This is a genomic window from Acinetobacter sp. YH12045, assembly GCF_013419925.1.
GTDB lineage: Bacteria > Pseudomonadota > Gammaproteobacteria > Pseudomonadales > Moraxellaceae > Acinetobacter > Acinetobacter amyesii.
The window spans coordinates 59,353-77,243 of sequence record NZ_VOZE01000006.1; the positions used below are offsets into that span (position 1 = coordinate 59,353).

The window sequence follows — 17,891 nt, forward strand, 5'->3', positions numbered from 1 at the left end:
CCAAAATTTATTCTGCTTTATTTATAACAACACTCATCCTAAAAATCTGCATCCATTCAGCAAATTTTTACGGCTTTTGTGGAAGCTGACTGCAAAGTTCCACCATGGCTTTACGATATACATCGCGTTTAAAATTCACCACTTGTCCTAGTGGGTACCAATAGCTGACCCATTGCCATTGATCAAACTCAGGTGGATCTGACAAATCAAGCTGAATATGCTGTGCTGAAGCTGTCAGTTTCAATAAAAACCACTTTTGCTTTTGACCAATACAAACGGGGGCTGAATCGGTACGTATATACCGATGTGGCAAACGATAGCGCAACCACCCTTGGGTTTGTGCTATCACCTGGACGTGTTCGGGCAGTAAGCCAACTTCTTCTCTCAGCTCACGGTAAAGTGCCTGTTCGGGGGTTTCTCCATGTTGGATACCTCCTTGTGGAAATTGCCAGGCATTGTGACCAATGCGCTTTGCCCATAAAACTTGTCCAATGTCGTTTGCCAAAATGATCCCGACGTTGGGTCGGAAACCTTCTGAATCGATCATTTGGCTACCTAAATATTGTGTAATTTATGACTTTGCTCACGGGGACGTTTATTTCTGTGTCCATCTCGAAAAAGCAAAGTGTAAAAATGTTAAAATTGTTATGATCTTAACGAATTTCTATCGACTAGCGGAGATAGATTTACAATTTTTTTCTTAAATTTCAGCTTTTACGAGTATTTTCATGAAATTGGCACTGTTTGACCTTGATCACACCTTATTAAATACCGACTCAGACCATTCTTGGGGGGAGTTTTTGGTCAATGAAGGCTTGGTTGATCCAATTCGTCATCGTGCCATGAATGACAAATTTTATGATGATTATAAAAAAGGCCAGCTTGACCCGATTGCCTATAACGAATTTGTATTTGAGTTTTTAACCCAACATGACAATGCCTACTTAACTGAGTTACATCAGTTGTTTATGAAAAAAGTTATTCGTGCGCAAATGCGTCCAGAGGGCTATGCTGCCATTCAGCGCCATCAAGATGCAGGGCATCAATTGGTCGGGATCACCGCAACGTCTGATTTTATTACCGCACCGATTTTTCGTGAATTCGGCATTACTGAAATCATTGCGACCAATGCCGAAGTTGTGAATGGGAAATATACAGGTAAAGTAATTAATACTCCGTGCTATCAAAAGGGCAAATTAGTCCGTTTGAATCAATGGTTAGAAGGTCGTGATGTGACAGAGTCCTGGGCCTATTCAGATTCAATCAATGATCGATTCTTATTGGAATATGCGGATCATGCAATTGCAGTCAATCCAGATGATCGTTTAGAGGTCCTAGCAAAAGAACAAGGTTGGGACATTCAAGACTGGTCAATTCAAGCCTAAAGATGAACAGGAAAAAAGCATCTTGAGATGCTTTTTTATTTGATGTTCTTTTGATTAACCCTCGACTCACTTATTTGAACTATCGCTCCGTATGCAGACAGAAGCTTCTTTTAAACATTTAATTCAAATCTTTATTGGGCCACGTGCTCAATCTTATTTAAAGTTCATTGAACAACAAGTTGGACAGAACAATGGTCTGAGTTGGGCAGGGCTAATTTTTGGACCCTATTGGTTACTCTATCGAAAGATGTACCGCTATTTCTTCTTATTCTTTGCGGTTGGTTTTTTGATTAGCATGTTGGCACTCATCATCGGTGTGCCTGAACAAGTCTTGATGGGGCTGTCATTGATTCCTAACCTCATACTCGCTGGGATCGGAAAGCGGCTTTATAGCGATTTTGCTGTGCAAAAGACCAAAGCCTATATGCAGCAGCCGAAATATAGTGAACAGGTGTTTGCTGAAGAAGGGGGAGTGAACTGGGGGCTACCTTTATTGTTGGTATTTATTCAATCTGTCGTGATGATTATGCTCAGTTTGCCTTTTATTCAATTTTCACCGCTATAGAATTCTGTAATTGAGTGCGTGTTCATTCCATGTTATATCCTTAAAACAGAATAATTTTGTATCCATAAACAATAAGTTTTAACAGGGAGAATGACAATGAGTGTACGTCCACGCATGACTCATCTATTTGAACAACTGGGTTTAGATTCGAGTGAAGACGCGATTGCTTTATTTATCGTGACGCATCAACTCAGTGCCCAAACTAAAATTACCGAAGCAGATTATTGGACAGATGCTCAGCGCCAGTTCTTGGCCGAAAAAATTAAGTCAGATGGTGAGTGGGCGATTATTGTCGATCAATTGAATGAATCATTACATGAAGATTCATTGACGAAATAAAACCGACAGGTCTTCCTTGGTTTTTTTAATGGGATCGGCTGAAATAGGTGATCCCATTTTTACTGAAAAACTGATGTTACGTACGTAAAAGTTATTTCGTGTTTTTAAAATGATTTTTAAATCTATTCAACGAAGTCTTACATCTAGGAATTGAATAAATTGATTGGCCTTCGGCAAAAGTACCCAAAACCATTGTCATCCGCAAAACTCGTTCACTACCGTCTAATTATTCAAAGTATCGCAAAAACATTTTTGATGAGAAGTAGTCCTATCTCAAACACTTGCGGATGACCTTGCCGCGTATCGTTCTTATATTTGAATCAAATTGCACTTCTGATGTTACTGTATAACATCAGTGAAAAGAGGTTGAACTTTCATAATAAGTAAGAGCATCTATTGCTGACCTTGAGCAAAGCTACAAATATTGATGGCAGATTTGAAGGTCACTGCATTGTCTATGATGACTATTCAACAAGGACTGTTCAACACTTGGCTAATCAAATCATTCGCTTTTTCTAGATGCTTAAACAGATGAATATAAAAAGCCACCATAGCGGTGGTTTTTTTAACGATTAAATATTGTAGGCAAAAAAATTCGATTAGATGTGTTTCATCAATTCAACCAGCTTTTGTGCAGCAAGTGACTGAGTACGGCCTGGGTGCCATACCATGCCCAATTGACGATTCATGTTTGAAGGTAAATTCAATTGTTTTAAATCTTGGTTCAATAAGGTTTTAGGAAGAACTGACCAACCGAGACCAATGGAAACCAACATGCGAATCGACTCAAGTGAGTTATTGCTCATGGTGACTTTGGGCTTGAGTCCATACTTTTCAAACTCAGCCAAGGTAATTTGACTGGTATAGGTTTGCGCCGCAGGTAAAAGACTTGGGTATTGGATCAAATCTTCTAAGGTCAAATGTTCAACTTGCGCCAAAGGATGGAAAGGTGCAACCACGAATACCAGTGGATCATTCCATGTCGTGATGTATTTTAAACGGCTGTCACCTTGTGGCGGTAAAGTTAAAAATGCCAATTCTAAGTCGCCAGCCAAAACTTGCTCATGGGCCTGTTCAGAATCAACAAAGTGTACATCTAAGGTTACTTCCGGAAACTGTTGCACATATTGACGCAAATGCGCTGGTAAATGGTGTAAGCCGATATGATGACTGGTACCAATTTTCAGTTTACCTTGAACCTGACCTTGCTCATGGCTGAGCGTATGGTGAATATCGCCCAATTCATTCAGCCAGCTTTTCACTTTTGGCAAGAGAGAGTTTGCTGCATGCGTCGCTTGAACACCACGACCCGCTGATTCAAAAAGTTTGACACCGAAGTATTCTTCTAAACTGTGAATACGCTTGGTCACAGCAGGTTGCGTAATGAAGAGCTGATCTGCTGCCAAGGAGATCGAACCAGTTTCCATAACTTTTACAAAGGCTTCAAAGGCTGCGAGATTCATCTTCATTCCTATAAAGAATTTTTATGCGCAGTCTCATTGTTATAATATTTTAAGAATAAATCAAAGGAAAAGTTGTATCTTTTGATTTAAAACTAGGCGTTCAAGCCATACTACGCGTTAAATCTGAGGGGATTTTCCGAGTTCTATAGCGTTATTCGAGTGCTTGATTGTTGCATGATTCGAGATTGAGCTGTGACGTTTTCAGCTCAAATGCGCTGTTACAAAGTTGTTTTTTAAACAGAAACCACAGTTATGCATAATATAAAAAATATAGGGCTGAAAAGTATTTTTAACCGTTTGAATTAAAGAGGAGAGATGGCTTTTCTTTTTAACTCAGCTTTAAACTAGAACAAAAAATGAGTTCAAGTTTTGATGGCTTGGAGAACATACTTTTCAGTGAATAATTATAGCAACAGGTACAGTCAGGGCAGCATCTTTTAGCTATGTTTTATCTCACAGGGAGAAGGCGATGGATATTAAACACATTAAAAATTTATTGGATATTTTTGAAGGGACAGTCGAAAAGCGCTGTGCGATATATGAAATCGCAGATGATGAAGACGACGAAAACCGTGCAGCTGCTGAGTGTAATGCGGCAAAAAATAAACTGATTCTTGCGATAGAACAATTGGTTGAGGCGCATGAACAGCTGGCCTTACAGCAAAAAACCAAGCTTTGATGAGCTGTCTACATTTGAATCTATAGGATGAAATCGATAAAAAGTTAAAGTGGATAGAGTAAAAGAACGTTTTAAGGTCATTAAAAAACCACCGTGATGGTGGTTTTTTTACAAGGAGCAGGGTTGGATTAAGCGGGGATATTTTCCTCTACAGCTTTATCTTTCTTTTCCCATGCTTTTTCGTGGAAGAAAAAGGCAACCGCTTGAACAGTTGGTTCAAGTAAACTTAAGGTAATAGCCATTGCAATACTGCCTGTCACGTAATAACCAACCAACATCGCAACCGTGATATGCATGATGTAATAGCTCAAGGTTTTTTTGAACATGCGCTGATTATTTTCGACGAACTTGTTAATGTGTGCCATGAGAATGCTCCTTGTTAAATTGATAAATCTTGGCAATGAGTTAATAATAATGATTCTTATTTGCAATGTAAAAGAGAAAATTCAATTTATGGTCATTGAATTTCTAAATCACTGCCTAAAAATGGCAGAAAGTGAACAAAAAGTCGGAGAAAATTCTAAAGTTTCATCTACTGAAAGTATTGAAGTGAGCGTGTTTTAAACGCATTAATGGTCTTTAAAATGCAGCGGAAATCAGCAGTTAAATATCATTCCTATAAGTTTTTAAACTAATAAAAATGATAAATTAGATTTATGTGAATACGTGGTTATAATCGATTTAACGAAAGAATTTACCCAGTCCAGTGGAGCAAATCGACATGGCAGGCGAAACCCAAAAAGCGGAAACCCAAACAAAAAAAACCTTGTATGACAAATTGTGGGATGACCATCTAGTAAAACAACGAGATGATGGCTCTTCATTATTGTATATCGACCGTCATTTATTGCATGAAGTGACTTCTCCACAAGCCTTTGAAGGGCTACAACTTGCAGGTCGTAAACCATGGCGTTTAAGCGCTAACGTTGCAACGCCAGACCATAACGTACCTACTTCTACTAAGGAGCGTGCTGAAGGTATTGCGGGTATTGAAGATGATACCTCACGTATCCAAGTGCAAACTTTAGATGACAACTGTAAAACTTTTAATGTTGCCCAGTTTGACATCAATGATGTGCGTCAAGGTATTGCACATGTAGTTGGGCCTGAACAAGGTTTAACGTTGCCGGGTATGACCGTGGTGTGTGGTGACTCACATACTGCAACGCATGGTGCATTTGGTTGCTTGGCTCATGGTATCGGCACATCTGAAGTTGAACATGTGTTGGCGACTCAATGCTTAGTTCAAAAGAAAATGAAGAACATGTTGGTGCGTGTTGACGGTCACTTGGGTAAAGGCGTAACTCCTAAAGACGTGGTTTTAGCGATTATCGGTAAAATTGGTACTGCAGGCGGTACAGGTCACGCAATTGAATTTGGTGGTCAAGTGTTCCGCGATATGTCGATTGAAGGTCGTATGACCGTATGCAACATGGCAATCGAAGGCGGTGCGCGTGTTGGTATGGTGGCTGTCGATGACAAAACCATTGCCTATGTAAAAGACCGTCCATATGCACCGAAGGGCGAACAGTGGGATGCTGCAGTAGAATATTGGAAGACTTTAGTGTCTGATGAAGGCGCGCATTTTGATACTGTTGTGGTGTTGCAAGGTGAAGAGATTGAGCCACAAGTGTCTTGGGGGACTTCTCCTGAGATGGTGATTCCTGTATCTCAAGCAGTGCCAACTTTAGAACAAGCCAAAGATGATGTACAGCGTAATGACTGGACACGTGCATACAACTACATGGGCTTAGAAGCGGGTCAGGCATTGGCTGATATTCAATTAGACCGTGTATTTATTGGTTCATGTACCAACTCACGCATCGAAGATATTCGTGCAGCGGCTGAAGTGGTCAAAGGCAAAAAAGTGGCGGCATCGATTAAGCAAGCCATGGTGGTACCGGGTTCAGGTTTAGTCAAAGCACAAGCAGAAGCAGAAGGCTTAGATAAAATCTTAATTGAAGCAGGCTTTGAATGGCGTGAGCCGGGTTGCTCAATGTGTTTGGCAATGAATGCCGACAAATTGCAACCAGGTGAGCACTGTGCATCGACGTCTAACCGTAACTTTGAAGGTCGTCAAGGCAATGGTGGTCGCACGCATTTGGTGAGTCCAGCAATGGCAGCAGCTGCGGCAATCGCTGGTCACTTCGTTGACGTTCGTACCTTCTAATCAGGGCTAATAGGAGCAAATCGCATGAAAAAATATACCGTTGAACAAGGTATCGTTGCACCATTAGACCGTGCCAATGTGGATACAGATTTAATTATTCCAAAACAGTTTTTGAAATCTATTAAGCGTACTGGCTTTGGTGCCAACTTATTTGATGAGTTGCGCTATTTGGATGAAGGCTATTTAGGTCAGGACATTTCAAAACGTCCAATTAACCCAGATTTCGAATTGAATAAACCACGTTATCAAGGTGCGTCGATTTTGATCTCTCGTGCAAACTTTGGTTGTGGTTCGAGCCGTGAGCATGCGCCTTGGGCATTAGAAGAATATGGTTTCCGTACTGTCATTGCACCAAGCTATGCGGACATTTTCTTTAATAACAGCTTTAAAAATGGCATGTTGCCAGTGATCTTGTCTGAAGAGATCGTCGATCAGTTGTTTAAAGAATGTGCTGCATCTGAAGGCTATCAATTAACCATTGATTTGGCTGCGCAAGAAGTGCGTACACCGAGTGGTGAAGCATTTACATTTGAAGTCGATCCATTCCGTAAACACTGCTTATTGAATGGCTTGGATGATATCGGTTTAACTTTACAAGCAGCCGATGATATCCGTGCTTATGAAGAAAAAACCAAAGCATCTCGCCCTTGGGTATTTGCAGACATTAAAGCTTAAGTCAGTGTCACTGTAGAACTTCTTAGTAGTCAGTCGGCTTAAGTCTTGTTAATATCAGGCGAAACAAAATTTATACGTTAGCCAGAATTTATCAGGTTGGGTTCGAAAAATGAAAAAGTTCTTCGGTCAGCTGGTTGTAACGGGAGCGCTGTTTGCAACGCTCTCTGCCTGTCAAAGCTTTGACACGGCACGCATTAAAAATGTGAAGGAAACTGAAAGTACAAAAAATAATGCTTTGATTTACTGTGCAGGTACAGCGCACTGTGAATTTGAGCGTTTTGATCAAATACAGGTGGTTGATCCAAATAATCAACATGTACAACGTGCTGCGATTAAAGCAGGTATTGTACGGTTAAATGGTCGTTCATTGTCTGAGCCTAATCCTTTGTATTTGTCTGTACCCACAGGTCAGCATGAAGTCGTGATTCGCTATTATCCAATTTCTCAGGAAAAAGCAGAGCGCTTGCATGTCATTCACAACTTTAGGTCCAAACACGAGTACACCTTTAAAATGTACCGTGAGCGTTCAAAAAACAGAGGCAGTTTACTAGATAAATCTGCGCCTGATCCGCTCTGTGTAGACTTAAAGCAAGGTGCAAAAACGATTCGACGTTTCTGCCGACCGTACAATGTCCTCACAGGACTTGGTGAGTTTGTAGAAAAGAAACTTTAAATCTGACTGGTAATCAAGCCAGCGTATAAATGGAAAGACTCATGTCAAAACATATTTTGATTTTACCAGGTGATGGTATTGGTCCTGAAATCGTGAAAGCGGCTGAACAAGTGCTGACACGTGTAAACGAGAAATTCAACTTAGGTTTGACTTGGGAACAAGGTCTTTTAGGTGGTGCAGCGATCGATGCGCACGGTTCACCTTATCCAGATGTAACAGCAGCACAAGCGAAGACTGCTGATGCGATTTTATTGGGTGCAGTGGGTGGTCCTAAGTGGGATACCATTGAGCGTTCAATTCGTCCAGAACGTGGCCTATTAAAAATTCGTTCAGACTTAAATTTATTTGCCAATTTACGTCCAGCAATTCTTTATCCGCAGCTTGCAGATGCGTCGAGCTTAAAACCTGAAATCGTAGCAGGTTTGGATATTTTGATCGTACGTGAGTTAACTGGCGGGATCTATTTCGGTCAACCACGTGGTATTCGTGAACTCGAAAACGGCGAAAAACAAGGTTTCAATACTGACGTATATGCTGAATCTGAAATCAAGCGTATTGCCAAAGTTGCTTTTGAAATGGCGAACTTACGCGGTGGTAAAGTGTGTTCAGTGGATAAAGCCAACGTGCTAGAAGTGACTGAGCTTTGGAAACAAACCGTAACTGCGTTAAAAGAAGAGCAGTATCCTGAAATTAACTTGTCTCATATGTACGTTGACAATGCTGCAATGCAATTGGTCCGTGCGCCAAAACAGTTTGATGTGATCGTGACTGGTAACTTGTTCGGCGATATCTTGTCTGATGAAGCGGCGATGTTAACCGGTTCTATCGGCATGTTGCCATCGGCTTCTTTAGATGAAAATGGTAAAGGTATGTATGAACCTTGCCACGGTTCAGCACCAGACATCGCAGGTCAAAACATTGCGAACCCATTAGCAACAATTCTGTCTGTTGCTATGATGCTGCGCTATACCTTCCGTGAAGAAGCGGCGGCAAAAGCAATTGAAGATGCTGTAGGTAATGTCTTAGATCAAGGCTTACGTACAGGTGACATCATGTCAGAAGGCAGTACTCAAGTCGGTACTGTAGAAATGGGTCAAGCTGTAGTTTCTGCATTGAACTAATGGCGAATCAAAAAACGCAGCGTTTATGCTGCGTTTTTTTGTGCCTAGAAATTATCAATCCTAGAATTGATGCGCTAACAGGTGCGACCAGTTAATCGGACATCAGTTGCAATATTATGCTTTAAGCGAAATTGAATAAGGCAGTTTAACTCAACCTCATAGCGTGTATTTCCACTGGGAATCGGCACAGCAGCGCCGCTGCCCATGCCCATTGCGGGATTTTCAGCCATCGGTAAAGGAATACTGATCGGGCGTGCGACACGATAACGGAGGTAGTCAGAACTGACCTCTACGGGAGAGGTTCTTTGATAGCCGAGTTTGCTGAGATTAAGTTCTGCTTGAATCGTTTGGCTCGATTGACCAATAAATGAGGTTAAATAGCGTTCACGTTCAACGGAGGATATCGTTGATGTCGTGCTACAGCCAGCCAAGCATACAATGCTTAGAACGCATCCCATGCTCAATATTGGGCGAATAAAACGCTGATCTTTGTAAACCTGATGTTCTAAAATAAATTTCATGGGTCAGTTTCTCACGAAATAAATTCAGTTTAGTCAGATCGGTCTGTATAACACTGTAGTCATTTGATACACGGTCAGCTGAGCAAGATTAGCCTCTAGGATTCTCATTCAGGATCAACAAGCTCTGCCAACATAGTCAATGGATTCAACTATTTGATTGCGTAATTTGAACTCGATTTTACATTCCATATCGACAGTGACACCACCTTTAGACGGCGTTGGGATAGGGGCGCCCATGGCTATACTGGTGCCGATATTTGGTGTACCAATCGGGATTGGCATCGAGCGTAAAATGGTATAGCTGAGTTTTTCATTGCTTTGTACGGGTGCTCCCATCACTTTATAGCCCAATTGACTCAAGTTGAGCTCTTTACGAACTTGATCAGCTGGCTGCCCAATATAGTGTTGTAGGGATTGATTGAGTTGCTTTTGGCCTGTCGTGGCGCAAGCCCCACAAAAGATAGCTCCGACTAATCCTAGATGTTTCATATGATTTTATGTCCTTATATTTTGAATTTTATAATCGAATTTTTATGTTTTTAGACTGTAAAGGAAAGCAAATTTGCAGTCAATTTTTATCATTGCATTGAAATAGATACAAAAAAAAGCCACTTATAAAGTGGCTTTTTCGCTTCGCTAAAACTTAGCGCGCACGGTAAGTGATACGACCCTTAGTCAAATCATAAGGTGTCATTTCTACTTTAACACTGTCGCCAGTCAAAATACGGATATAGTGTTTACGCATTTTGCCAGAGATGTGAGCAATCACTTCATGACCGTTTTCTAAACGTACACGGAACATAGTATTAGGAAGCGTCTCGGTGACAACGCCTTCGAACTCGATGAGTTCCTCTTTATTGGCCATAGCCTACCTGAATGAATAAATTAGCAAGGCGCAAATTATAGTCAATTTTTTTTCAGAATACAAGCCGTAAAAGGCTTTGAACTGATCGACTGTCAGTAAAATAAGCGAACAATTCAGTTAAATATTTTCAACAAAAAATGTGCAGTAACTGTTGTCAGTTTGGTCAATCGCAGTTAATCTAAAATCAATCTTTTTAGGTATAAATGAAGTACATACAAGGAAGGTTCTGGAGTGGGTCAGCTAACTGATGCATCTGTTGTGTTGCGTTTAGGGTATCAAGCGATTCGTCGTGCCGGATTGCCAACAGAAGAAATTTTAACAAAAGCGGGTGTGGCATTAAATCAGGTTGAAACCAATGACCGTACCCCATTGAATGCGCAATTTGCATTCTGGGTGGCTGCAGAAGAAGTCAGTAAGGATCCTGACATTGGTTTGCATCTGGGAGAGCATTTGCCTTTATATCGAGGGCAGGTGATTGAACACTTATTTATATCATCTGAGAATTTTGGTGAAGGTTTAAAGCGGGCTTTGGCGTATCAACGCTTAATCAGCGATGCCTTTCATGCGCAATTGGTGATAGAAGATGACCGCTGCTATTTGACCAATGGTCATCAGCCTTGGGCAGAAAATATCGTGAATCGTCATTTTTCTGAATGCGCGATGTCCGGTGTTTTGCGTTTCTTTAAGTTTATTACTGAAGGGCGTTTTCAGCCGATTTATATCGACTTTAACTTTAGTCAGGGCGCGCCAGATGATGAGTATTTCCGTGTTTATGAATGCCCTGTGAGCTTAGGGCAAAAAGAAACCCGATTGTATTTTGATCCGGCTATTTTAGAGTATCAATTGTGGCAGGCAGAACCTGAGTTATTACAATTGCATGAGCAGTTAGCGATTGAAAAACTTCAGGAGTTGGCGCGTTATGATTTGGTTGGTGAAGTTCGCCGTGCTATTGGTTCAACGCTTGAAAGTGGTGAAACCACACTCGAAACGGTCGCTGCACAGCTCAACATTACCCCACGTCGTTTACGGACTCAGTTGTCAGAAGCCAATACCAGTTTTCAGCAAATTTTGTCAGACTATCGCTGTCGTTTGGCTAAAAAATTATTGGCCAATACCAATGAAAGTGTGGAGCGCATTGTTTACTTAACGGGTTTTTCTGAGCCAAGTACGTTCTATCGCGCATTTAAACGCTGGACCAATGAAACGCCTGTGGAATACCGTAAGCGGAAGCAGCGTTAAGGTTGATCTTCGATAAAATCCTTCCCTAAACAGAATCCCTCCTTTGAAAGGGGTACTTTCATTTTTAGAACCTAGCAATGGCGAAAATGACACTCATCCCTATGTGAAAGGGAGGTTGGGAGGAATTTTTTATTCAGGCATATTTAACCAATGAGGTCCCAGCGGAACTTGAGGAAGTTCAAACTGTGCTGGATAGTCTGCATGGATAAAATACAGCCCATCGGGCGGTGCGGTGACACCAGCTGCTTTTCGGTCTTCAGCCGCAAAAATGTCGTCAATATGGTCAACGTCATACATACCTTGCCCAATTTCCAATAAACAGCCCATGATGTTACGCACCATGTGATGTAAAAAACCATCGGCCTGAATATCTAGGACCAAGTAACATCCGTGTTGGATCAAGCGACAATGACTGACATGACGAACGGGCTGATTGGACTGACACGCTGCGGCACGGAAGCTTTCGAAATTATGAGTGCCTTCAAATTTGGCCGCGGCACGTTGCATTTTCAGCACATCTAGCTTGGCATAAACATGAGTCACTTGTTTGTGCAGTAAAGCTGGGCGCTGTGGATTGTTATAGACCACATAGCGATATCGACGCGCTTGCGCCTTAAAGCGGGCATGGAAGTCCTGATCCATTTCCTTAATCCATTGGATGGAAATATCACGGGGTAATTGGCTATTGCTGCCCATTAACCATCCACGAATGGGACGAATCGCCTGAGTATCGAAATGTGCCACCATATTGGTTGCATGGACGCCGGCATCTGTTCGGCCAGCGCCGTGCAACATGATTGGCTCATTGGCCACTTTGCTGAGGACGGTTTCAATGGTTTCTTGCACGCTTGGTACGCCCGGTTGCTGAGTTTGCCAGCCCTTGTATTGCATGCCACAAAACTCAATCCCAATCGCAAAACGTTGCATAGTTACCTCAAATGACTTAATCGTTCCAATGCGCAGTCCAGTCTGCGGCACTGCCGTATTGTAAATACATTTTCAAACATTTGGCATAAAGATCTGCATGACCCAAACAATTGCTCAGTAATATTCCACTATCTTTGACCCAGTCACTGACAGCATAGCGCTGATCTATACCGCCATGAACAACCTGTGTACTTAAAATAATTTTGCAATTTTTTTGTTGTATAGCCTTCAATATATTGAGTAATTCAGCATCAACGGCAATGTTGCCTGTGCCAAAACCTTGCAGAATTAAAACGTCTGGAGTGTGTGTAAGTAGAGCCGCTAAATTTTGACTGTGTAGCTTGGTTGCAATCGGTTGCAACATCCAATTCAGGCAATTGAAATGAGCCGCTTTGTCTAAATCATTGGCTTGAACAATATATGGCGATGTAAGCGTTGAAAGTGGCTGTGTGGCTGGCAGCCCATCAAAGGCTTTCAGATCGGTTGTATGTACTTTTAGTGCGGATTGAGCATGCATCAGTTGATGATGAAAGGCCAAATAAACCCCAACACTCGATTGATGTACCGATTCCAATGCAAAATTTAAATTGTCGATGGCATCGGTAAATTCACGGGTGTTGTCACCAGCCACATTAAACAGCGGATATTGGCTGCCTGTAAGCACGATATGAGCAGACTGTGCCATAAAGTGTGCAAGTACTGCGCTGGCATAGCTAAGCGTGTCTGTGCCATGAATAATTACGAAATGCTGAAATTGTTGTAATTGTAAACTTTGAATTTGTTGGATCAGTGCCAGCCAGTCGGGTGCAGTACAAGCACTACTGTCACGAATGACAGGTGCAACAAAACATTCAATGTTTAGGTGTAGTGGCAGCACATGCTGTAATTTAGGTAAAAACGCATTCGCTGGCATAGGGCTTAACGGTTCACCGATACAACCGAAGGTACCACCCATATAAATAAGAGCAATTTTTTTCATCATAAAAAAAGCAGCCTTGAAAGACTGCTTTAGTTTAAATCGCTTTTGTTTAAGATGCGATTTGATTCAGTAACTGATCTGCTTGTTGACGTTGAGCTGAAGAAAACTCAGCCTCTTTTTCAGTCAAAATTTCACGTGCAGCGTCATAAGCACCTAGTTTGATGTATTGCGCTGCCAATTCAAGATTCAATTCAATTTCATTGACTTCAACCAGTTCAGGGAAAGATTGAACCAATGGATCGTTTTGGTCTGTAGCAGATGGGGTTGACGGTGTTCCTAAACTGCTAATGTCAAAACTCACACCACTTGAAGCAGGGGCTGCAGGTTTAACTTCAGGCGTAGACTCTAAGTTAAACTCTGTTGCAGGAGCGACAACCGCGTCTTCGGTTTTTGCTGTTTCAAAAGCACCTAAGTCAAAGTTTAAGGTTGGAGCTTCAACTTTGTTTTGTTCTACAACCGATGTTTCTGTTGTAAATGAAAAATCTAAAGGCTCGATTTTTTCTTCTACAGTTTCTGTTTTTGTTTCAACCGCAGCTTCAGTGCTTGGGGTAAAGTCCATTGCAAAATCAATCGGTTTGATTTCTTCAACGGCAGGAGATGGCTGAGCAATCTCTTCGGTTTTCGGTGTTGCTTCAAGTGCAGGTTCTGGTGAAATTGACAGCGTGTCAAATTCAAGCGGCTGTATTTTTTCAGCAGGCGCACTTTCAACTGGGGTAGAAATGTCTGCTTTTGCAGGCGTTTCAGTTGTGAAATTAAATTCTAGAGGCTTTTGTTCTTCAGAGATTGATTTAGTTGGCGCTGAATTCATGAGCGCATCAAAATCTGACGTATTGTTTGTAATTTTAGGAGTTGATGATGTAGAAGAATGATGAATCGCAATCTCTTCATCAACATGTGAATTTTCAAACTCTACTTTTTTTGCTTCAGCTTGTTCTAAAATTTCATCGAGTTCAAGTGAACGAATATGGCTCAGCAATTGGCTGATGGCAAATTCGTCTTTTTGTAAAATGTGAATATCTAAGAGATATAGATACAACTCATGTTGTGAGTTATCACGTTTTAATGATTGATTGATTTGCGCTTCAGCAGAAAAGAAATTACGTTCCGCAATTAATTTTTCAATTTTGCCACGAGCATCGGTCGTTAATGGCGTCATTGATTTTTTTTCAATGAAACTGCTTTCAACCACTTGAGTTTTCTTCGGAGTCGCTTTGGCCGAAACACCCGTTTTCTTGGTTTTAGTGGATGTCGGTTTGGCTTTATCTGATTCTTGATCTTTTTGGCGTTTGTTTAAAAAAACCAATACGATCACTAAGATCACTAATGGAATCACATAAATCAGCATGTTTTAACCCCTTGGAGATAGAGCGATATAAAGTTGCACTCATCCCTATAAAATCTTGATTGGTAACGTTTTAGTTTATTGGCTTCTTTTATCTGCTTGTTGAGCTTTCAACTGTTGTTGCAGTTGAGCAAGACGAGCATTTAATAATTGAATTCTGTGATCCTTTTGATTTAGCGCCAATTCTAATTGAGTTACGTTTCTCTGTAATTTAACGGTTTTTTCACGAGATGTCATAACTTTTAATGACAACTCTTTCGAAGTTTTATTCTTTTCTGCCGCACTGTTGGCAGAAGATTGTGCCGAATCTTGCGCTTTCTCTGCAACCAGACTCATTTCAGCTTGATTCAAACGGTATTTGGTTTTGCCTGACTGCTTCGAAGGCACTTTGGCAAGTTCTGCCGCAGAGACTTTTACAGGCTGTTTTGCTTGCTGCATACCATGCAGATTTAATGCCGCACCACGGCGCAGACGGTTTACGTCGCCCTGAATGAATGCATGTTCGTTGCTGTTTTTAATCTGTTGCATGACTTCAGAGACAGGGCGGTTTTGTTCTGTCGCAATACGTGAGGCAATCCCCCAAAGGCTTTCATTTGAGCGAACCACATATTTTGCCGCAGGTGTTGCTGTTGATGCAGCTGCAGTACTTGTTGGTTTTGGTGTAGATGCTGTTTGAGTTGTCGTTGTTGGATTTTCACGTTTTTGTGCTGCCTGCTCCGCAGCAAATTTTTGTGCCAATGGGTCTTGAGATCTTGCAGTTGATGCTGTTGCAGTTTGTGTGGCTTGCATTTCTGAACTGACAGAGCCGGTCGAATTGGTTTTTGTAACTTTCGAAATTGATGTTTCAGAACCTGATGAAGTACTTGCGCTATTTTGCTCCGCAGGCGTAACACTATAATTTTGTACATGCGTGACAGGTTCAATCGCAACAGGCGTTGACGTTGCTAACTGTGGAGGTGCTTTGGTACTGAGTAATAAGGGTTGTTCTGCAGCTACGGGTGCTTTTGCGGTATACAGTGTGCTGACAGGTAAATTTAAGGCAATTTCTTTTTCATTTACAATCACGACAGGTGTTAAAGCACGCTCATTGGCACGGGTTTGAGTCGCATTTGACGGCGCTGGATTGCGTTTTAATGGGGTACGAATTTGTTGCAGGCGTGAAGCATTCCCTTCTTTAATATTAACAATAAAATTAAGTTCTGCATCGGTTACTGGACGCGAAGAGGTAATGGTAATTACCCCGTTGCCTGCACCATCACGACGCGTAAAGAAGTTTAAATGTCCCGGTGGTTGATGCCCTGTACCCATACTCAACAAATCCTCTGCCGTGGCTAAACTTGCATTGAGCGGCACAGATGTGTTTGAGTGGCGAAAATGAATCTCAGCGTACAGCAATTCCCCGGGTGCTGACTGGACTTGTACAGGATCAATGCTGATCGCTTGAATGTTTTGAGATGCAATAACGGCTAAAATGGCGATCTTTAATTTGTTATATACGGTCATCTTAATCTTTAGCTCGAATATATGTCGCATGGCGAAAATTATAGATTAGCGAGTTGTCAAAGAATTGTAAAATATTTACACGACAGTTACATAAAAAAGCCGATCAATTGTGATCGGCTTCCTGTTCAGAGACTTAAAAATGCTTAAGCATTTTTATAATCAATGAGAATTCTTAGCATACGACGTAAAGGTTCAGCAGCACCCCAAAGCAATTGGTCACCTACAGTGAATGCACCTAGGTATTCTTTACCCATGTTGAGCTTACGGAGACGACCAACTGGAACAGACAAGGTGCCTGTTACAGCAACAGGAGTCAAATCAGTCATTGACGCTTCACGGGTATTTGGAACCACTTTAGACCAATCGTTGGCACTTGCGATGATATCTTCGATTTCATCTAGTGGAACATCTTTACGAAGTTTTAAAGTCAATGCTTGTGAGTGACAACGCATCGCACCGATACGGACACAGTGGCCATCGATTGGAACGATTTGCTGGTTGCCTAAGATCTTGTTGGTTTCAACTTGACCTTTCCACTCTTCTTTCGACTGACCGCTTTCAAGCTGTTTGTCGATATAAGGAATGAGAGAACCCGCTAAAGGTACACCGAAGTTTGCAGATGGGAAACCTTCGCCACGTTGTAACTGTGCAATTTTAGAATCGATATCTAAAATTGGTGAACGTGGGTCATCCAGCAAGTCTTTGGTATTGTTGTACAAGTAGCCCATACCTGAAATCAGTTCACGCATGTTTTGCGCGCCTGCACCAGATGCTGCTTGATAAGTCATTGAGGTTGCCCATTCCACTAAATTATTTTGGAATAGACCGCCTAAACCCATTAACATTAATGAAACGGTACAGTTACCGCCCACGAATGTTTTTGTACCTTTTACTAAGCCGTCTTTGATTACATTCATGTTTACTGGGTCAAGTACGATGATTGCTTCATCGTCCATACGTAAAGTCGATGCAGCATCGATCCAGTAACCATTCCAGTTTTCAGCTTTAAGCTTAGGGAAAACTTCAGTCGTATAATCGCCACCTTGGCAGGTGATAATGACATCCATTTGCTTCAGACTATCAATGTCCGTTGCATCCATAAGTGCTGGGGCAGTCTTACCACCAAACGCAGGGGCTTCACCACCTGCATTACTGGTAGAAAAGTAAAACGGTTCGAAATGAGCGAAATCGTTTTCTTCAACCATACGTTGCATAAGGACGGAACCAACCATCCCGCGCCAACCGACCAGACCTACTTTCATGTCACTTTGCCTCGGTGCGTTAAAAAAATAAAAAGGGGGTTCGAGTGTACCAAAAGGGCGCATAACTGCAAGCGCTACATAATGAAAACACCAATAATATTGTGCAATATATCTTGTTTATGTTACATGCAAAACTGATATAAATTTATGAATCAATAAAAAATAAAGAATATAAGGGAGGCG

Annotated in this window: 20 protein-coding genes; 9 read left to right on the top strand and 11 right to left on the bottom strand. The window is 41.5% G+C overall.

Translation table 11 applies throughout. The features are described from left to right. Positions 1-67: 67 nt before the first annotated feature. Positions 68-547, bottom strand: a complete 480-nt coding sequence (locus FTU02_RS09850; RefSeq protein ID WP_078192761.1) for an RNA pyrophosphohydrolase — start codon at positions 545-547, stop codon at positions 68-70. A 181-nt stretch (positions 548-728) separates the two neighbouring features. Between FTU02_RS09850 and FTU02_RS09855 the strand changes: the two genes are divergently transcribed. The 3 genes from FTU02_RS09855 to FTU02_RS09865 all read left to right on the top strand — a co-directional run bounded on the left by FTU02_RS09855 (position 729) and on the right by FTU02_RS09865 (position 2,289). After that, on the top strand, positions 729-1,385 hold the full coding sequence (locus tag FTU02_RS09855; RefSeq protein ID WP_180034967.1) for an HAD family phosphatase: 657 nt from the start codon (positions 729-731) through the stop codon (positions 1,383-1,385). Positions 1,386-1,476: 91 nt separating this feature from the next. Continuing rightward, positions 1,477-1,950 carry a DUF2628 domain-containing protein gene (locus FTU02_RS09860; protein ID WP_180034966.1) on the top strand — a complete coding sequence of 158 codons (474 nt, stop codon included), beginning with the start codon at positions 1,477-1,479 and terminating at the stop codon, positions 1,948-1,950. 96 nt (positions 1,951-2,046) lie between these two features. Beyond that, complete coding sequence (locus FTU02_RS09865; RefSeq protein ID WP_078189726.1) at positions 2,047-2,289, top strand: DUF2789 family protein; 243 nt, start codon at positions 2,047-2,049, stop codon at positions 2,287-2,289. Positions 2,290-2,888: 599 nt separating this feature from the next. On the opposite strand, the gene FTU02_RS09870 is transcribed toward FTU02_RS09865, so the two are convergent. Then, positions 2,889-3,752: a LysR family transcriptional regulator gene (locus FTU02_RS09870; protein ID WP_078189725.1), complete on the bottom strand. Its 864-nt coding sequence runs from the start codon at positions 3,750-3,752 to the stop codon at positions 2,889-2,891. Positions 3,753-4,221: 469 nt separating this feature from the next. Here FTU02_RS09870 and FTU02_RS09875 point away from each other — a divergent pair, with 469 nt between their 5' ends. Continuing rightward, the gene (locus tag FTU02_RS09875) at positions 4,222-4,431 is read left to right on the top strand and encodes a hypothetical protein (RefSeq protein ID WP_111884091.1); all 210 of its coding nucleotides are present in this window, start codon (positions 4,222-4,224) and stop codon (positions 4,429-4,431) included. A 128-nt stretch (positions 4,432-4,559) separates the two neighbouring features. Here FTU02_RS09875 and FTU02_RS09880 read toward each other — a convergent pair whose 3' ends face one another. Beyond that, positions 4,560-4,796 carry a DUF2061 domain-containing protein gene (locus FTU02_RS09880; protein ID WP_078192757.1) on the bottom strand — a complete coding sequence of 79 codons (237 nt, stop codon included), beginning with the start codon at positions 4,794-4,796 and terminating at the stop codon, positions 4,560-4,562. Positions 4,797-5,152: 356 nt separating this feature from the next. On the opposite strand from FTU02_RS09880, the gene leuC reads away from it, so the two are divergent. The 4 genes from leuC to leuB all read left to right on the top strand — a co-directional run bounded on the left by leuC (position 5,153) and on the right by leuB (position 9,070). After that, positions 5,153-6,601, top strand: coding sequence for a 3-isopropylmalate dehydratase large subunit (leuC, locus tag FTU02_RS09885; protein ID WP_180156930.1), 1,449 nt, complete (start codon positions 5,153-5,155; stop codon positions 6,599-6,601). A 24-nt stretch (positions 6,602-6,625) separates the two neighbouring features. After that, positions 6,626-7,276, top strand: a complete 651-nt coding sequence (gene leuD / locus FTU02_RS09890) for a 3-isopropylmalate dehydratase small subunit (RefSeq protein WP_180062913.1) — start codon at positions 6,626-6,628, stop codon at positions 7,274-7,276. Between the two features lie 109 nt (positions 7,277-7,385). Further along, complete coding sequence (locus FTU02_RS09895) at positions 7,386-7,949, top strand: hypothetical protein (protein WP_180034961.1); 564 nt, start codon at positions 7,386-7,388, stop codon at positions 7,947-7,949. A 41-nt stretch (positions 7,950-7,990) separates the two neighbouring features. Then, entirely contained in the window at positions 7,991-9,070 is a 1,080-nt protein-coding gene (leuB, locus tag FTU02_RS09900; RefSeq protein WP_180034960.1) for a 3-isopropylmalate dehydrogenase, read from the top strand. A gap of 74 nt (positions 9,071-9,144) precedes the next feature. Here leuB and FTU02_RS09905 read toward each other — a convergent pair whose 3' ends face one another. The 3 genes from FTU02_RS09905 to infA all read right to left on the bottom strand — a co-directional run bounded on the left by FTU02_RS09905 (position 9,145) and on the right by infA (position 10,456). Continuing rightward, positions 9,145-9,591, bottom strand: a complete 447-nt coding sequence (locus tag FTU02_RS09905) for a hypothetical protein (protein ID WP_306669814.1) — start codon at positions 9,589-9,591, stop codon at positions 9,145-9,147. A gap of 114 nt (positions 9,592-9,705) precedes the next feature. Beyond that, positions 9,706-10,080: a hypothetical protein gene (locus FTU02_RS09910; protein WP_180156932.1), complete on the bottom strand. Its 375-nt coding sequence runs from the start codon at positions 10,078-10,080 to the stop codon at positions 9,706-9,708. Positions 10,081-10,234: 154 nt separating this feature from the next. Continuing rightward, positions 10,235-10,456: a translation initiation factor IF-1 gene (gene infA / locus FTU02_RS09915; protein WP_001284370.1), complete on the bottom strand. Its 222-nt coding sequence runs from the start codon at positions 10,454-10,456 to the stop codon at positions 10,235-10,237. Positions 10,457-10,687: 231 nt separating this feature from the next. Between infA and FTU02_RS09920 the strand changes: the two genes are divergently transcribed. Next, positions 10,688-11,695, top strand: coding sequence for an AraC family transcriptional regulator (locus FTU02_RS09920; protein ID WP_078189717.1), 1,008 nt, complete (start codon positions 10,688-10,690; stop codon positions 11,693-11,695). A gap of 129 nt (positions 11,696-11,824) precedes the next feature. Here FTU02_RS09920 and truA read toward each other — a convergent pair whose 3' ends face one another. The 5 genes from truA to asd all read right to left on the bottom strand — a co-directional run bounded on the left by truA (position 11,825) and on the right by asd (position 17,708). After that, a complete protein-coding gene (gene truA / locus FTU02_RS09925; RefSeq protein WP_078189716.1) occupies positions 11,825-12,622 on the bottom strand; it encodes a tRNA pseudouridine(38-40) synthase TruA in 798 nt (265 codons plus the stop codon). A 16-nt stretch (positions 12,623-12,638) separates the two neighbouring features. After that, positions 12,639-13,601: an asparaginase domain-containing protein gene (locus FTU02_RS09930; RefSeq protein WP_180055674.1), complete on the bottom strand. Its 963-nt coding sequence runs from the start codon at positions 13,599-13,601 to the stop codon at positions 12,639-12,641. A 49-nt stretch (positions 13,602-13,650) separates the two neighbouring features. Continuing rightward, positions 13,651-14,946 carry a fimbrial protein FimV gene (locus FTU02_RS09935; protein WP_180156934.1) on the bottom strand — a complete coding sequence of 432 codons (1,296 nt, stop codon included), beginning with the start codon at positions 14,944-14,946 and terminating at the stop codon, positions 13,651-13,653. Positions 14,947-15,021: 75 nt separating this feature from the next. Further along, positions 15,022-16,446: a hypothetical protein gene (locus tag FTU02_RS09940; protein ID WP_180156936.1), complete on the bottom strand. Its 1,425-nt coding sequence runs from the start codon at positions 16,444-16,446 to the stop codon at positions 15,022-15,024. Positions 16,447-16,589: 143 nt separating this feature from the next. Beyond that, positions 16,590-17,708 (bottom strand): aspartate-semialdehyde dehydrogenase, encoded by a 1,119-nt coding sequence (gene asd, locus FTU02_RS09945; RefSeq protein WP_180005293.1) that lies wholly within the window; start codon positions 17,706-17,708, stop codon positions 16,590-16,592. Positions 17,709-17,891 lie beyond the last annotated feature (183 nt).

Coding starts and splice junctions, on each gene's coding strand:
- FTU02_RS09870 (WP_078189725.1), bottom strand. CDS start 3,752: ATGAATCTCGCAGCCTTTGAAGCCTTTGTAAAAGTTATGGAAACTGGT.
- FTU02_RS09940 (WP_180156936.1), bottom strand. CDS start 16,446: ATGACCGTATATAACAAATTAAAGATCGCCATTTTAGCCGTTATTGCA.
- FTU02_RS09910 (WP_180156932.1), bottom strand. CDS start 10,080: ATGAAACATCTAGGATTAGTCGGAGCTATCTTTTGTGGGGCTTGCGCC.
- asd (WP_180005293.1), bottom strand. CDS start 17,708: ATGAAAGTAGGTCTGGTCGGTTGGCGCGGGATGGTTGGTTCCGTCCTT.
- FTU02_RS09865 (WP_078189726.1), top strand. CDS start 2,047: ATGAGTGTACGTCCACGCATGACTCATCTATTTGAACAACTGGGTTTA.
- infA (WP_001284370.1), bottom strand. CDS start 10,456: ATGGCCAATAAAGAGGAACTCATCGAGTTCGAAGGCGTTGTCACCGAG.
- truA (WP_078189716.1), bottom strand. CDS start 12,622: ATGCAACGTTTTGCGATTGGGATTGAGTTTTGTGGCATGCAATACAAG.
- leuD (WP_180062913.1), top strand. CDS start 6,626: ATGAAAAAATATACCGTTGAACAAGGTATCGTTGCACCATTAGACCGT.
- FTU02_RS09855 (WP_180034967.1), top strand. CDS start 729: ATGAAATTGGCACTGTTTGACCTTGATCACACCTTATTAAATACCGAC.
- FTU02_RS09860 (WP_180034966.1), top strand. CDS start 1,477: ATGCAGACAGAAGCTTCTTTTAAACATTTAATTCAAATCTTTATTGGG.
- FTU02_RS09930 (WP_180055674.1), bottom strand. CDS start 13,601: ATGAAAAAAATTGCTCTTATTTATATGGGTGGTACCTTCGGTTGTATC.
- FTU02_RS09850 (WP_078192761.1), bottom strand. CDS start 547: ATGATCGATTCAGAAGGTTTCCGACCCAACGTCGGGATCATTTTGGCA.
- leuC (WP_180156930.1), top strand. CDS start 5,153: ATGGCAGGCGAAACCCAAAAAGCGGAAACCCAAACAAAAAAAACCTTG.
- FTU02_RS09880 (WP_078192757.1), bottom strand. CDS start 4,796: ATGGCACACATTAACAAGTTCGTCGAAAATAATCAGCGCATGTTCAAA.
- FTU02_RS09875 (WP_111884091.1), top strand. CDS start 4,222: ATGGATATTAAACACATTAAAAATTTATTGGATATTTTTGAAGGGACA.
- FTU02_RS09905 (WP_306669814.1), bottom strand. CDS start 9,591: ATGAAATTTATTTTAGAACATCAGGTTTACAAAGATCAGCGTTTTATT.
- FTU02_RS09895 (WP_180034961.1), top strand. CDS start 7,386: ATGAAAAAGTTCTTCGGTCAGCTGGTTGTAACGGGAGCGCTGTTTGCA.
- leuB (WP_180034960.1), top strand. CDS start 7,991: ATGTCAAAACATATTTTGATTTTACCAGGTGATGGTATTGGTCCTGAA.
- FTU02_RS09935 (WP_180156934.1), bottom strand. CDS start 14,946: ATGCTGATTTATGTGATTCCATTAGTGATCTTAGTGATCGTATTGGTT.